This window comes from Streptomyces sp. NPDC005962 (assembly GCF_040629205.1).
Lineage (GTDB): Bacteria > Actinomycetota > Actinomycetes > Streptomycetales > Streptomycetaceae > Streptomyces.
This window is the reverse complement of the sequence record NZ_JBEXVE010000008.1, coordinates 283,737-296,766: the sequence shown is the minus strand read 5'-3', so window position 1 is coordinate 296,766 and position 13,030 is coordinate 283,737. Positions and strand designations below refer to the sequence as shown.

General features: G+C 71.3%; 14 protein-coding genes. 7 read left to right on the top strand and 7 right to left on the bottom strand.

Annotated elements, in window-relative coordinates:
* Window positions 1–88 precede the first annotated feature (88 nt).
* The 4 genes from ABZ370_RS16660 to ABZ370_RS16645 all read right to left on the bottom strand — a co-directional run bounded on the left by ABZ370_RS16660 (window position 89) and on the right by ABZ370_RS16645 (window position 3,629).
* Window positions 89–1,024, bottom strand: a complete 936-nt coding sequence (locus ABZ370_RS16660; RefSeq protein WP_358620856.1) for an amino acid ABC transporter permease — start codon at window positions 1,022–1,024, stop codon at window positions 89–91.
* Window positions 1,021–1,668, bottom strand: a complete 648-nt coding sequence (locus tag ABZ370_RS16655) for an amino acid ABC transporter permease (RefSeq protein WP_358620853.1) — start codon at window positions 1,666–1,668, stop codon at window positions 1,021–1,023. The genes ABZ370_RS16660 and ABZ370_RS16655 overlap by 4 nt, the downstream gene beginning before the upstream one ends.
* A gap of 139 nt (window positions 1,669–1,807) precedes the next feature.
* Complete coding sequence (locus ABZ370_RS16650; RefSeq protein WP_358620851.1) at window positions 1,808–2,716, bottom strand: glutamate ABC transporter substrate-binding protein; 909 nt, start codon at window positions 2,714–2,716, stop codon at window positions 1,808–1,810.
* Between the two features lie 136 nt (window positions 2,717–2,852).
* Window positions 2,853–3,629 carry an amino acid ABC transporter ATP-binding protein gene (locus tag ABZ370_RS16645; RefSeq protein WP_009714604.1) on the bottom strand — a complete coding sequence of 259 codons (777 nt, stop codon included), beginning with the start codon at window positions 3,627–3,629 and terminating at the stop codon, window positions 2,853–2,855.
* A gap of 297 nt (window positions 3,630–3,926) precedes the next feature.
* Between ABZ370_RS16645 and ABZ370_RS16640 the strand changes: the two genes are divergently transcribed.
* Window positions 3,927–4,655, top strand: coding sequence for a response regulator transcription factor (locus ABZ370_RS16640; RefSeq protein ID WP_358620849.1), 729 nt, complete (start codon window positions 3,927–3,929; stop codon window positions 4,653–4,655).
* 18 nt (window positions 4,656–4,673) lie between these two features.
* Window positions 4,674–6,098: a HAMP domain-containing sensor histidine kinase gene (locus tag ABZ370_RS16635; protein ID WP_358620847.1), complete on the top strand. Its 1,425-nt coding sequence runs from the start codon at window positions 4,674–4,676 to the stop codon at window positions 6,096–6,098.
* An 81-nt stretch (window positions 6,099–6,179) separates the two neighbouring features.
* On the opposite strand, the gene ABZ370_RS16630 is transcribed toward ABZ370_RS16635, so the two are convergent.
* Window positions 6,180–7,169 (bottom strand): TAXI family TRAP transporter solute-binding subunit, encoded by a 990-nt coding sequence (locus tag ABZ370_RS16630; protein WP_358620844.1) that lies wholly within the window; start codon window positions 7,167–7,169, stop codon window positions 6,180–6,182.
* Window positions 7,170–7,247: 78 nt separating this feature from the next.
* On the opposite strand from ABZ370_RS16630, the gene miaB reads away from it, so the two are divergent.
* Together miaB and ABZ370_RS16620 are read left to right on the top strand one after the other, a co-directional pair.
* The gene (gene miaB / locus ABZ370_RS16625) at window positions 7,248–8,738 is read left to right on the top strand and encodes a tRNA (N6-isopentenyl adenosine(37)-C2)-methylthiotransferase MiaB (protein WP_358620842.1); all 1,491 of its coding nucleotides are present in this window, start codon (window positions 7,248–7,250) and stop codon (window positions 8,736–8,738) included.
* Between the two features lie 43 nt (window positions 8,739–8,781).
* Window positions 8,782–9,531 (top strand): class III extradiol dioxygenase subunit B-like domain-containing protein, encoded by a 750-nt coding sequence (locus tag ABZ370_RS16620; protein WP_358620839.1) that lies wholly within the window; start codon window positions 8,782–8,784, stop codon window positions 9,529–9,531.
* A 225-nt stretch (window positions 9,532–9,756) separates the two neighbouring features.
* Here ABZ370_RS16620 and ABZ370_RS16615 read toward each other — a convergent pair whose 3' ends face one another.
* Both ABZ370_RS16615 and ABZ370_RS16610 read right to left on the bottom strand, forming a co-directional pair.
* Window positions 9,757–10,026 carry an antitoxin gene (locus tag ABZ370_RS16615; protein ID WP_358620836.1) on the bottom strand — a complete coding sequence of 90 codons (270 nt, stop codon included), beginning with the start codon at window positions 10,024–10,026 and terminating at the stop codon, window positions 9,757–9,759.
* Between the two features lie 25 nt (window positions 10,027–10,051).
* Window positions 10,052–10,243 (bottom strand): gliding motility protein, encoded by a 192-nt coding sequence (locus ABZ370_RS16610; protein ID WP_358620833.1) that lies wholly within the window; start codon window positions 10,241–10,243, stop codon window positions 10,052–10,054.
* 240 nt (window positions 10,244–10,483) lie between these two features.
* On the opposite strand from ABZ370_RS16610, the gene miaA reads away from it, so the two are divergent.
* From miaA to dapF, 3 genes are all read left to right on the top strand, one after another.
* The gene (miaA, locus tag ABZ370_RS16605; protein WP_358620830.1) at window positions 10,484–11,422 is read left to right on the top strand and encodes a tRNA (adenosine(37)-N6)-dimethylallyltransferase MiaA; all 939 of its coding nucleotides are present in this window, start codon (window positions 10,484–10,486) and stop codon (window positions 11,420–11,422) included.
* Window positions 11,423–11,528: 106 nt separating this feature from the next.
* Window positions 11,529–12,029, top strand: a complete 501-nt coding sequence (locus tag ABZ370_RS16600; protein WP_358620939.1) for a hypothetical protein — start codon at window positions 11,529–11,531, stop codon at window positions 12,027–12,029.
* 61 nt (window positions 12,030–12,090) lie between these two features.
* Window positions 12,091–13,017: a diaminopimelate epimerase gene (gene dapF, locus ABZ370_RS16595; RefSeq protein ID WP_358620828.1), complete on the top strand. Its 927-nt coding sequence runs from the start codon at window positions 12,091–12,093 to the stop codon at window positions 13,015–13,017.
* The last annotated feature ends 13 nt before the right edge of the window (window positions 13,018–13,030 follow it).

Genomic DNA, 13,030 nt, shown 5'->3' with positions numbered 1-13,030 from the left:
CATGCAACCGACTGCGAGTGCCCGCGTCAAGCGGCGACGGGCGGTGGCGCGCGCGCCACCGCCCGTCAGAACCCGCTTGCCTCAGCGCTCAGCCGGTCTTGCCCGCCGCCTGCTCCGGCCCGGGCTGGTCCACGGGGTCGAGCGCGTCGGCGGCCGCGAGCGGCTGGGCGGCGCCCGCGACCGGGATGCCGGTCTTGGCGCGGCGGCCGCGCCGTTCGATCCAGGTGGCCAGGGAGGAGAGGGCCAGACACATCGCGATGTAGATGGCGCCCCCGACGATGATCACCGGGACGTACGGGTTGTCGTCGTTGACGACGGTGTTCGAGGCGAGCTGCTGGAGCTGGAACAGCAGTTCCTGGTAGGTGATGACGTAGCCGAGCGAGGTGTCCTTCAGGGTCACCACGAGCTGGCTGATGATGGTGGGCAGCATCGCCCGGACGGCCTGCGGGATCAGAACCGTCGTCATGACCTGGGTCTTGCTCATGCCGAGTGCGTAGGCGGCCTCACGCTGCCCCCGGGGAACCGAGTTGATGCCCGCCCGCAGCACCTCGGCCTGCACCGAGCCGTTGTAGACGGTCAGCCCGATGACCAGGGCCCAGAAGCCGGTGCTGTCGCCGGTGAGGCCCAGGTCGGTGCGGTAGGTGAGGAAGAGCACCCACAGCACGTAGATGGTGATCAGCAGCGGAATGGCCCGGAACAGCTCGATGAATCCGGTCGCGAGCCAGCGCACGGGCTTGTGGTCCGAGAGCCGGGCGACCGCGAGCAGGACGCCGAAGGCCAGCGAGAGCACCGACGCCACGGCGAACACCTGGAGGGTGGTGAGCACGCCGTCGCGGATGCTGGTCCGCACGCCCGCGTAGTTGAAGATCTCCCACATCTCCGGCGCGAGCTGCCCCTTGGCGTTCAGCCGCAGGACGGCGAAGACGATCAGGCCGAGGACGGCGAGGGTGCCGATGACCGAGTAGACGCGGTTGCGGATACGGGCCTTGGGGCCGGGCGCGTCGTACAGGACGCTCGCGCTCATCGGGCCACCTCCAGACGGCTCTCCAGCAGTCGGAAGGCACCGCTGATGGTGAAGGTGATGACGAGGTAGCACAGGGCGACCCACAGGAAGATCCACCCGATCGCGAAGCCCTTGTCACTGAGCAGCTTCGAGACGTTGAACAGTTCGGCGTTGCTGAAGGCGCCCGCGATGGCCGAGTTCTTCGTCAGGGCGATGAAGATGCTGCTCATGGGAGGGATCACGGTCCGGGTGGCCTGCGGCAGGACTATCAGCCGCAGCGTCTGGGTGAAGCTCATGCCCAGGCTGCGGGCGGCCTCCGCCTGGCCGAGCGGCACGGTGTTGATACCGGACCGCACGGCCTCGCAGACGAAGGACGACGTGTAGCAGCCCAGCGCGATCATCGCGAGAACGAACGGACTCGTTCCCGGGAAGAAGATCTGCGGGACGACGAAGAAGGCGATCAGGAACAGCAGGGTCAGCGGGGTGTTGCGCAACAGGGTGACCCACGCCGTGCCGAAGGCGCGCAGCGGCGGAATGGGGGACACCCGGAAGCTGGCCATGATGATGCCCAGGACGAGGGCGAGCGCCGCACTGGCCGCCGTGAGGGCGAGGGTTCCGAGGAACCCCTCACGGAACTGGGGCAAATGATCGAGGAGTACGTTCATCGATTCTCCGCGGTAGCGGTCGGGTCAGCGGCGTGCGGAGCGCACCGGCTTCACGGGTGAACGGGGGCCCGGGCGAACAGGGGCCCCGGCGAAGGAGGCCCCGGGCGAAGGAGGCCCGGGGGCCGGGGTCCGAACCCGCTCAGTAGCGGGGCAGCGGGGTCTTCGGCGCGACGTAGGAGGAGCCGGACTTGCCGAGCGTGCCGACGTACGCCTTCTTGTAGTCGCCGTTCTTGATGTGCTTCTCGAGCGAGTCGGTGATCGCGTCGCGCAGCACCTTGTCGTTCTTGTTCATCCCGATGCCGTACGGCTCCTCGGTGAACGGCTTCTCGACCAGCTTGAGCTTGGTGGAGCGCTGGGCCGCGTAGCCCTTGAGGATCGCGTCGTCGGTGGTGACCGCGTCGACCTGGCCGTCGAGGAGCTGCTTGACGCAGAGCGAGTACTTGCTCAGCTCGGTGGTCTTGGCGCCGTACTTCGGCTTCTTGATCTCCTGGAGCGGAGTGGAGCCGACGATCGAGCAGACCTTCTTGCCCTTGACGCTGTCCGGGCCGGTGATGTCCTTCTCGTCCTTGCGGACCAGCAGGTCGGCGCCGGCCTGGTAGTACGGGCCCGCGAAGCCGACCTGCTTCTTGCGCTCGTCGTTGATCGTGTAGGTGCCGACGTAGTAGTCGACCTGGCCCTTGGAGATGGAGGTCTCGCGGACGTTGGAGTCGACCGTCTTGAAGGTGATCTTGTCGGCCGAGAAGCCCAGGTCGGCGGCGACCATCTTGGCGATCTCGATGTCGAAGCCGGAGCGCTTGCCCTCGGTGTCCACGAAGCCCAGGTAGGGCTGGTCGGCCTTGGCACCGATGACGATCTTGCCGCGCTTCTGCGCCGCCTTCAGGGTCTTCGAGTCCAGCTTCACGTCCTTGGCGACCGTGTACGAGCCGTCGAAGACCTCGCCGCCCTTGGGCTTGTCGCCGGCGGTGCCCTTCTCGCCGCCACAGGCGGTCGCGGTCGCCGCCAGCGCGAGTGCCACCGCTGCGGCCGCTGCCGTGTTGCGCATCCTCATGGTGCTGCCCCATCCTTGGTTCCGTACGTCTTCGCGGACTTGACGTCATCGCAAACTCGGGTGTGCGGTCGCGGGCCCAGTGGCGCCCAGCGGGCCTCAGTGATGCCCAGCGGGCCTCAGTGGGGCCCAGCGGTGCTCAGTGGTGGAGGATCTTCGAGAGGAAGTCCTTGGCCCGGTCGCTGCGCGGATTGTTGAAGAACTGGTCCGGCTCGGCCTCTTCGACGATCCGGCCGTCCGCCATGAAGACCACGCGGTTCGCCGCGGACCGGGCGAAGCCCATCTCGTGGGTGACGACGACCATCGTCATGCCGTCCCGGGCGAGCTGCTGCATGACCTCCAGCACCTCGTTGATCATCTCCGGGTCGAGGGCCGAGGTCGGCTCGTCGAAGAGCATCACCTTCGGGTCCATGGCCAGCGCGCGGGCGATGGCCACCCGCTGCTGCTGGCCGCCCGAGAGCTGCGCGGGGTACTTGTCGGCCTGGGCGCCGACGCCCACCCGGTCGAGCAGCTTGCGGGCCTTGTCCTCGGCGGCCTTCTTGTCGGCCTTACGGACCTTGATCTGGCCCAGCACCACGTTCTCGAGCACCGTCTTGTGCGCGAAGAGGTTGAAGGACTGGAAGACCATGCCGACGTCCGCGCGCAGGCGGGCCAGCTCCCTGCCCTCCTGGGGCAGCGGCTTGCCGTCGATCGTGATGGAACCGGCGTCGATCGTCTCCAGCCGGTTGATCGTGCGGCACAGCGTGGACTTCCCGGACCCCGACGGCCCGATGACGACGACCACCTCGCCGCGGGATATGGTCAGGTCGATGTCCTGGAGGACATGCAGCGCGCCAAAATGCTTGTTGACTCCGGACAGCGCGACCAACGCGTTCGCCACTGGTGCGGCGTCCTTGGTCACCGATACTTCGCTCATTCGGCTTTCCGCTCCCGTCCTCCTTGGTTGGGAGGACATTAATGAGCAGCCACGATCAGCGTCATTACATCTGAGCGGAAATTGAGGATAACGATCTGGCCTCGGCCCGGCACTCTGTGTAACGGGCCGTAAGTGCGCCGTACCGGCTGAGTAACGGAAACCTCCCCGTGACTGTATGCGTCTTGACGCGTGCGCGTGGATCGGAGTGGATTCCCTGGGACCGTGTCTTCGGTCACGTTCGGGCCGCGCGCACCTTAAGTCGCGTAACCCATGAGAGGGAAGGTGGAGGAGGGGCCGGTGAGGCTGCTGCTCGTCGAGGACGACAACCATGTCGCCGCGGCCCTGTCCGCGGTGCTGTCGCGGCACGGCTTCGACGTCATCCATGCCCGCAGCGGCGAGGAGGCGCTGCGGGCGCTGCTGCCCGGCGCGGGCGCGCCGTTCGGCGTCGTACTTCTCGACCTCGGGCTGCCGGACCAGGACGGTTTCGAGGTGTGCGGCCGCATCCGCAAGCTCACCGCGACGCCCGTGATCATGGTGACCGCGCGCGCCGACGTACGGTCCCGCATACACGGGCTCAACCTCGGTGCCGACGACTACGTGGTCAAGCCGTACGACACGATGGAGCTGCTCGCCCGCATCCACGCCGTCAGCAGGCGCACCCTCCCCTCCGACTCCGGTGCCGGGTCCGGTACGGGCGCCGGGGGCGAGGAGGGCGGGGAGGGCCCGCAGCCGCCGCTGCGACTCGGTCCGGTCACCATCGAACTGCCCACCCGCCAGGTCTCGGTCGACGGCGCGACGATCTCGCTCACCCGCAAGGAGTTCGACCTGCTCGCGCTGCTCGCCCAACGCCCCGGTGTGGTCTTCCGCCGTGAGCAGATCATCAGTGAGGTGTGGCGCACCAGCTGGGAGGGGACCGGGCGCACCCTGGAGGTGCACATCGCCTCGCTCCGCTCCAAGCTGCACATGCCCGCCCTGATCGAGACGGTCCGCGGCGTGGGCTACCGTCTCGTCACCCCGGCCGGCTGAGCGGCCAGGGCATTCCGCGTGCGCACTCGCCTCCTCCCGCTGCTGATCGTCCTCATGGCGGGCGTCCTGCTCGCGCTCGGCTTCCCGCTCGCCGGGAGCCTGGCCGCCCGGGAGCAGCAGCGCGTGGTCGTCGACCGGATCGACGACACCGCCCGCTTCGCCGCGCTCGCCCAGTACGTCACCGCGGGGCCGACGGCCGTCGCGCGCCCGGACGGCGAGGACGGCGAGCAGGGCAACGAACGGCTCAACACCCTGCGTTCGGAACTCGTGCGCTACCACGATCTGTACGGCATCCGGGCCGGGGTGTTCTTCCGGGACGGCCTGCGGATGGCCAAGGCGCCCGCCGACTGGCGGCTGCCCCGGAGCGGGAACGGTGCCGAGGCCTTCGACGAGGCCCTGGCCGGGCGCCGCAGCCACGATCCGCCGCAGGTGTGGCCCTGGCAGCGGGGCAGGCTCACCGTCGCGTCCCCCGTCGTACGGGACGGGGACGTGGTGGCCGTCGTCGTGACCGACTCGCCCACCGGCCGGATGCGCTCGCGCATCCTGCACGGCTGGCTGGTCATCGCGGGCGGGGAGTGCGCCGCGATGCTGCTCGCGGTGGGGGCCGCGATCCGGCTCACCGGCTGGGTGCTGCGGCCCGTACGCATCCTGGACACCGCCACGCACGACATCGCGACCGGGCGCATGCAGTCCCGGGTCGCGGCCGCCTCGGGCCCGCCGGAGCTGCGCCGGCTGGCCCGCTCGTTCAACGAGATGGCCGACAATGTCGAGGAAGTCCTCGAACAGCAGCGGGCCTTCGTCGCCGACGCCTCCCACCAGCTGCGCAACCCGCTCTCCGCGCTGCTGCTGCGCATCGAGCTGCTGGGCCTGGAACTGCCCGACGGCCATGAGGAGATCGCCTCGGTACGCACCGAGGGCAAGCGCCTGGCCCGCGTCCTGGACGACCTCCTCGACCTCGCCCTGGCCGAACACACCGCGGCCGATCTGCGGCTCACCGACATCGCCGAACTGGCCGCCGACCGGGTGGACGCCTGGCTTCCGGTCGCCGGGCGCGAGGAGGTCGGTCTCGCCTATACGGGCCCCTCGGCCATCACCGGCTGGGCCGATCCGGTGGCCCTGTCCAGCGCTCTGGACGCGGTCGTCGACAACGCGCTGAAGTTCACGCCGCAGGGGTCCCATGTCGAGGTCTCGGCGCGGGCCGAGGGCGAGACCATCGCCCTGACCGTCGCCGACGGCGGCCCCGGCCTCACCGAGGACGAGCTGGCCCGGATCGGCGACCGCTTCTGGCGCAGCAACCTTCACCAGAACGTCTCGGGTTCGGGGCTGGGCCTGTCCATCTCCCACGCGCTGCTGACGGCGGGCGGGGCCACCATCGCCTACGCGCCCAACGAACCCCGCGGCCTGTGCGTCACCATCACCGTGCCGCGTGGCAAGCCGCAGTGAGACGCGTGCTGATCCGGGCGCGCGAGGGCGGCTTCACGGCCTTTCCGAGCGGTGGTCTGACGGCTTCCCGGAGCGGTGATCTCACGGCTTTTCCGAGCGGTAATAGCGCGCAGCGCCCTGGTGGAGCGGCAGCGGATCGGTGAAAACGGCCGTCCGCAGGTCCACCTTCTGTGCGGCGTGCACCTTCGCCCCGATGCGGTCCCGGTTCTCTATCACCGTGCGGGTGACACCCTTCGCCAGTTCCGGGTCCACCCGGTCCGTGGTGACCAGGAGATTCGGTACCGCGATCGTTTTGACGTCATCCGGCTGGCGTATCTCCTGGTACGCGTCGGCGGGCACGGTCGCCGCCCGGTAGTAGCGCGTCACCCCGCCCTGCCGGTGCAGCGGGCCGGTGAGGTCGCCGAGCTGGACCAGCTTGATCGGATACTCCCGGGCCAGGGTGCGCACCGCGGTGGTCGGCAGCCCGCCGGACCAGAAGAAGGCGTCCAGCTTCCCCTTCCGCAGCAGCTCCGGCATCGTGTCGATACCGGAGCGCACGGGCGTGATGTCCTTGTCGAAGCCGAGCCCGGCGGCCTTGAGCAGCCCCCGCGTGATCAGCTGTACGCCCGAGCCGTCGTCCCCGACGCCGACCCGCAGGCCCCGCAGGTCCCGTGCCGAGCGCACCTTCGAGCCCTGCGGCACGATCAGCTGCATGTAGTCGTCGTACAGCCGCGCGCAGGCACGCAGCCGCCCGGCGTCCTTGCCGTGGTAGGCGGCGACGGCGTCGGTGGCGGCGATGGCGAACGTGGCCTGGCCCCGGGCCAGCCGCTCCACGTTGTCGGGCGACCCCCGGGTCTCCTCGAGCGTGACGTCCACATCGGGGAGGTCACGGGACAGATCCCGCTTCAGCATCTCGCCGTAGGTCTGGTAGACCCCGGTGGACACCCCCGTCGCGAAGGTCACCTTCCCCCGGGGCGTCGCCTCGCCGCCGACCGGCAGCAGCCACCACAGCAGCAGCGCGAGGACGACCACGCCCGCCGCGGCGGACTGCAGGGCGCGGCGCCGATCCGGGCGCGGAAGACTGACGGCCATGGGCGGAATCCTGCCAGGCCCCGGCCCGGGAAGGGAGGGGCGGGGAAGCGGGACGAGCACGTACCCTGGTCGATTGAGATGAGTGCGAAGACTTACGAGGTGCGCACCTACGGGTGCCAGATGAATGTCCACGACTCCGAGCGCCTGTCCGGCCTGCTGGAAGGCGCCGGTTATGTCCGTGCGCCCGAAGGCACCGGTGAGGGCGAGGCCGACATCGTCGTCTTCAACACCTGCGCGGTGCGGGAGAATGCCGACAACCGGTTGTACGGCAATCTCGGCAGGCTCGCGCCGATGAAGGCGCGACGCCCGGGCATGCAGATCGCCGTGGGCGGATGCCTGGCCCAGAAGGACCGCGACACCATCGTCAAGAAGGCCCCCTGGGTCGATGTCGTCTTCGGCACCCACAACATCGGCAGCCTGCCGGTGCTGCTGGAGCGCGCCCGGGTCCAGGAAGAGGCCCAGGTCGAGATCGCCGAGTCGCTCGAAGCCTTCCCCTCCACCCTCCCGACCCGGCGCGAGTCCGCGTATGCCGCGTGGGTCTCCATCTCCGTCGGCTGCAACAACACCTGCACGTTCTGTATCGTCCCGGCGCTGCGCGGCAAGGAGAAGGACCGCCGCCCGGGCGACATCCTCGCCGAGGTGGAGGCGCTGGTCGCCGAGGGCGTCACCGAGATCACCCTGCTCGGCCAGAACGTGAACGCGTACGGCTCCGACATCGGTGACCGCGAGGCGTTCAGCAAGCTGCTGCGCGCCTGCGGGAACGTGGAGGGGCTGGAGCGGGTCCGGTTCACCTCGCCGCATCCGCGCGACTTCACCGACGACGTCATCTCCGCCATGGCGGAGACGGAGAACGTGATGCCGCAGCTGCACATGCCGCTGCAGTCCGGCTCGGACACCGTGCTGAAGGCGATGCGCCGTTCGTACCGGCAGGAGCGCTACCTCGGCATCATCGAGAAGGTGCGCGCCGCGATGCCGGATGCCGCCATCTCGACCGACATCATCGTCGGCTTCCCCGGCGAGACGGACGAGGACTTCGAGCAGACGCTGCACGTGGTGCGCGAGGCGCGGTTCGCCCAGGCGTTCACCTTCCAGTACTCCAAGCGGCCTGGGACGCCCGCCGCCGAGATGGACGGGCAGCTGCCGAAGGCGGTCGTCCAGGAGCGGTACGAGCGGCTGGTCGCCCTCCAGGAGGAGATCTCCTGGGAGGAGAACAAGAAGCAGGTGGGCCGCACGCTGGAGGTGCTGGTCGCCGAGGGCGAGGGCCGCAAGGACGACGCCACCCGGCGGCTGTCCGGCCGCGCCCCCGACAACCGCCTGGTGCACTTCTCCCGGCCCGAGGAGCCGGTGCGCCCCGGTGACGTCGTCACCGTCGACATCACCTACGCCGCGCCGCACCATCTGCTGGCCGAGGGCCCGGCCCGGGGTGTGCGGCGCACGCGCGCCGGTGACGCCTGGGAGCGGCGGAACGCGGCCGGGGAGAAGAAGCCGGCGGGCGTGATGCTGGGGCTGCCCACCATCGGCGCGCCCGCCCCTGCCCCGGAGCCCGCGACGGGCTGCGGCCGCGGCTGACCGACCCGGCCGCGGGGCCGCCCCGCCGGATAGGCTGGCGATCATGCTGATCGCCGCCGCCGTCTGTCCGTGTCCGCCGCTGCTGGTGCCCGAGGTGGCCGCCGGAGCGGCCCCCGAGCTGGACGCGCTGCGCGCGGCCTGCCTGGACGCGGTCGCGGCGCTCGCGGCGGCCCGGCCCGAGCGGCTGATCGTGGCCGGACCGGCGGAGCAGGCCGGACGCGGCGCCCATGCGCAGGGCGCGACCGGATCGTTCCACGGCTTCGGCGTGGATGTGGAGGTACGCCTCGGGGGCGTGGCGCCGGAGCCGGGCGCGGAACGCGGTGGCGAGGCCGGGGACGGGGCGTCCGGGCGGCCGCTGCCGCCGTCGCTGGCGGTCGGCGCCTGGCTGCTGGAGCGCGCCGGGTGGGACGTTTCGCCCGTCGAGGGGCTGGGGGTGGGGGAACCTTTGGCGGCCGAGCGGTGTATCCAAGTCGGAAGGAAGCTCGCGGCGTCGGCGGAGCGGGTCGCGCTGCTGGTCATGGGCGACGGCAGCGCGTGCCGGACGCTGAAGGCGCCGGGCTATCTCGACGAGCGTGCCGCCGCGTTCGACGCCGAGGTGGCGCGGGCGCTGGCGGCGGCCGACACCGCGGCTCTCGCGGCGCTCGACGAGCACCTGGCCTACGAGCTGAAGGCGGCTGGCCGCGCCCCGCTGCAGGTGCTCGCGGGAGCGGCCGAAGGGGCGGGGCTGAAGGGGGAGTTGCGGTATGACGAGGCGCCATACGGCGTGGGGTATTTCGTGGCCCGCTGGGCGTAGCGCGGGCGTCGCCGGCCGCGGGCGCCGGACCACGGCGTCCCGGGACGAGCCGCCGCTCGGGCGGCGCGGCGTGCGGCGCGGGCCGGTGCCGGGGCGGATGGGCGCACGGTGGCGCGGGCTATGGCGGCGCGGGGTATCGGGGCGCGGGGTGTCGCGGCGCGGGTTATGGGCACACAGCCCCCGCGGCCGCGAGGCATCCGCGTCGCGGCCGCGTACCGGCGGGGCTCAGGCCTTGTCGCCGCCCTGGTCCTTGCGCTCGTTCCCGCCGAGATCCTCGTTCGGCTCGTTCCGGTGGGAGAAGCGGTTGAGGGCGTCCTTCGCCTTGCCCGTGCCAGTCTCGATCTTTGCGCTGTACTTGCCCTTGGTCCCGGTGTCGACCTTCTTGGCAGCCTTGTCGAGACCTCGCCCGATCTTGGCCTCGTGCTGCTGTGCGAAGCTCCCGGCCCGGTCCTTCATGACACCGGCCTTGGCCTTGAGATTGTCCATCAGGCCCATGGGCCACCTTCCCTCATCGGATGCCTTATGTGCGGGCGCCCTCACCGGCCTCGCTGTCGGCCGTCTCGGCCGCGGACTGCTGCTTCGGGATCGACGCCCCCTCGCCCGCCGCGGACGCCTCCTCGCTCTCGCTCCGCTCCGGCTCCGCCTCGGCGGGGGCCCCGGGGGCCGGTGCCGCCGTCACAGCGTCGGCCGCGGACTGCTCGGATGGCGCCACGTCGGACGAACGACTCGTCTCCTTCGGCGCACGACGAAACCTGGAAAACACGCCCATATCTACTCCATAGCTTACTCGTGTGGGCGAAATCCCGTGCCGCTCGGAGCGTCCCATTGCGCCGCTCGCGGGCACCGGTTCCCCGAACCGGACCTCGGAACCTCGCAACAGGCAACGACCACGGCCATCCCCCGTCACGTCGCTCGTTCGAGGAGGCCCCCGGGGGTTTGCGAGACTGGGCGGGTGAATACAGCAGGCCATCCGCCGCGAGTCATCGCCGTCGTCGGCCCCACCGCGGCCGGTAAGTCCGATCTGGGCGTCGCACTCGCCCGGCACCTCGACGGCGAGGTCATCAACGCCGACTCCATGCAGCTCTACCGGGGCATGGACATCGGCACCGCCAAACTGACGGAAGGGGAGCGGCAGGGCGTGCCGCACCGTCTGCTCGGCATCTGGGACGTCACCCAGACGGCCAGCGTCGCCGAATACCAGCGGCTGGCCCGCGCCGAGATGGACCGGCTGCTCGCCGAGGGCCGTACGCCGGTCCTGGTCGGCGGCTCGGGCCTCTACATCCGCGGCGCCATCGACGCGCTCGACTTCCCGGGCACCGACCCCGCCGTGCGCGCCAGGCTGGAGGCCGAGCTGGCGGAGCTGGGCCCGGGAGCCCTGCACTCCCGGCTGGCGGCCGCCGACCCCGAGGCTGGCCGGGCGATCCTGCCCAGCAACGGCCGGCGGGTGGTGCGGGCGCTGGAGGTCATCGAGATCACCGGCCGCCCCTTCACCGCCAACCTCCCCGGTCACGAGGCCGTCTACGACACCCTCCAGATCGGTGTGGACGTCGAGCGGCCCGAGCTGGACGAGCGGATCACCGTGCGCGTGGACCGGATGTGGGACGCGGGGCTGGTGGACGAGGTCGGCCGGCTCGAAGCGGCCGGGCTGCGGGAGGGGCGTACCGCCTCCCGGGCCCTCGGCTATCAGCAGGTGCTCGCCGCCCTCGCCGGGGAGTGCACGGAGGACGAGGCACGGGCCGAGACCGTGCGCGCCACCAAGCGGTTCGCGCGCCGCCAGGACTCCTGGTTCCGCCGCGATCCGAGGGTCCACTGGCTCAGCGGAGCGGCCGCGGACCGGGAAGAACTTCTGGCGAACGCGCTCGCGTTGGTTGAACGGGCGGTCACAGCCTGATCACGTGATGGCATCGGGACGCTCCGCTCGTCATCGAGGCCCCCGCGAGCATGCCATCATCAAGCTCCGATCGTGCGTGTGTCTGGAGTGGGGAGGGCGTGTGGCGATGGAGGCCGGCCCTCGTAACGCATCGCAGCAGGCAGCACGGGACTCGCCGCACGGCGATCCCGGGCCGCTGACCCCGGACGGCCCCGACGACGCCCCCGCGCTTCCCGAGCTGGGGGACCCGGCTCTCGACGAGGCGGGGGAGCCGGGCGAGCAGGGCTCCGGGGAGTCCTTCCGCGAGCTGCGCCCGCCGCGCCGGATGCGGATCTGGCAGATCGCGCCGATCGTCGGCCTCGCCATCCTGGGCTCGCTGATGTTCGCCTTCCCGCTCGCCTTCGAGTTCGGCGACGGAGGCGCGGTCGTGGCCATGCTGGGCCTGCTGCTCAGCTGCTGCGCGGCGGGCTGGGGCCTGATGGCCGCCCGCCGGGTGGGCTACACCTGGCCCGGCCTGCCGCCGCGGGGCTCCGGCCGCCGCCCGGACTGGCGCTTCGTGGTCCTCTACGTGGTGATCGTGGTGCTGCTCGCGGCCCTCACCATCTGGCGCGTGGCCCGCCTGCGCTGACGCCCCCGACCCCGCCCGGCTCGGAGCGACGGGCCGTGCGGCGTCCCCGTAGGATCGAGGGATGAGCAACGCGCCCCGGCCGCGGTTCCTGAAGGGCCACGGCACTGAGAACGACTTCGTCATCGTCCCCGACCCGGACGGTCACCTGGAGCTGTCCGCGGCCGCCGTCGCCCGGATCTGCGACCGCCGCGCCGGTGTCGGCGGCGACGGGCTGATCCGCGTCGTACGGTCGTCGGCGCACCCCGAGGCGCGGGCCATGGCTGCCGAGGCCGAGTGGTTCATGGACTACCGCAACGGCGACGGAAGCATCGCCGAAATGTGCGGGAACGGCGTCCGCGTGTTCGCCCGGTACCTGCGGCGGGCGGGGCTCGTGGAGGAGGGCGATCTGACGATCGCGACCCGGGCCGGGCTGCGGCACGTCCACATCGCCAAGGCCGCCGGGGGCGCCGGGGAGCCCGGGGGCGCCCCGGACGGCGGCGCGATCACCGTCGGCATGGGCCGGGCCGTACTGCCCGAGCCCGGTCCCGACGGCGCCATCACCGTCGCGGTCGGCGACCGGACCTGGTCCGCCCGCAACGTCAACATGGGCAACCCGCACGCGGTCGCCTTCGTCGACGACCTCGGCCAGGCCGGGGACCTGTTCACGGCCCCTGCCGTGCACCCCGCCTCGGCGTACCCGGACGGCACCAACGTCGAGTTCGTCGTCGACCGCGGCCCGCGGCACGTCGCGATGCGGGTGCATGAGCGCGGCTCCGGCGAGACCCGTTCCTGCGGCACCGGTGCCTGCGCCGTCATGGTGGCCGCCGCGCGCCGCGACGGGGCCGATCCGGGGGTCACCGGCCACCCCGTCACGTACACGGTGGACGTTCCCGGCGGGCGACTTGTGATCAGTGAGCGGCCGGACGGTACGGTGGAGATGACGGGCCCCGCCGTGATCGTCGCCGAGGGAGAGCTGGACCCTGTATGGCTGGCCGCGGCCCTCGACTGAATCGTCCCTCTCA

What these genes read in the sequence shown, in the direction of transcription:
- ABZ370_RS16660 (WP_358620856.1), bottom strand. Translation starts at nt 1,024, where the DNA reads ATGAGCGCGAGCGTCCTGTACGACGCGCCCGGCCCCAAGGCCCGTATC.
- ABZ370_RS16655 (WP_358620853.1), bottom strand. Translation starts at nt 1,668, where the DNA reads ATGAACGTACTCCTCGATCATTTGCCCCAGTTCCGTGAGGGGTTCCTC.
- ABZ370_RS16650 (WP_358620851.1), bottom strand. Translation starts at nt 2,716, where the DNA reads ATGAGGATGCGCAACACGGCAGCGGCCGCAGCGGTGGCACTCGCGCTG.
- ABZ370_RS16645 (WP_009714604.1), bottom strand. Translation starts at nt 3,629, where the DNA reads ATGAGCGAAGTATCGGTGACCAAGGACGCCGCACCAGTGGCGAACGCG.
- ABZ370_RS16630 (WP_358620844.1), bottom strand. Translation starts at nt 7,169, where the DNA reads ATGGCCGTCAGTCTTCCGCGCCCGGATCGGCGCCGCGCCCTGCAGTCC.
- miaB (WP_358620842.1), top strand. Translation starts at nt 7,248, where the DNA reads ATGAGTGCGAAGACTTACGAGGTGCGCACCTACGGGTGCCAGATGAAT.
- ABZ370_RS16620 (WP_358620839.1), top strand. Translation starts at nt 8,782, where the DNA reads ATGCTGATCGCCGCCGCCGTCTGTCCGTGTCCGCCGCTGCTGGTGCCC.
- ABZ370_RS16615 (WP_358620836.1), bottom strand. Translation starts at nt 10,026, where the DNA reads ATGGGCCTGATGGACAATCTCAAGGCCAAGGCCGGTGTCATGAAGGAC.
- ABZ370_RS16600 (WP_358620939.1), top strand. Translation starts at nt 11,529, where the DNA reads ATGGAGGCCGGCCCTCGTAACGCATCGCAGCAGGCAGCACGGGACTCG.
- dapF (WP_358620828.1), top strand. Translation starts at nt 12,091, where the DNA reads ATGAGCAACGCGCCCCGGCCGCGGTTCCTGAAGGGCCACGGCACTGAG.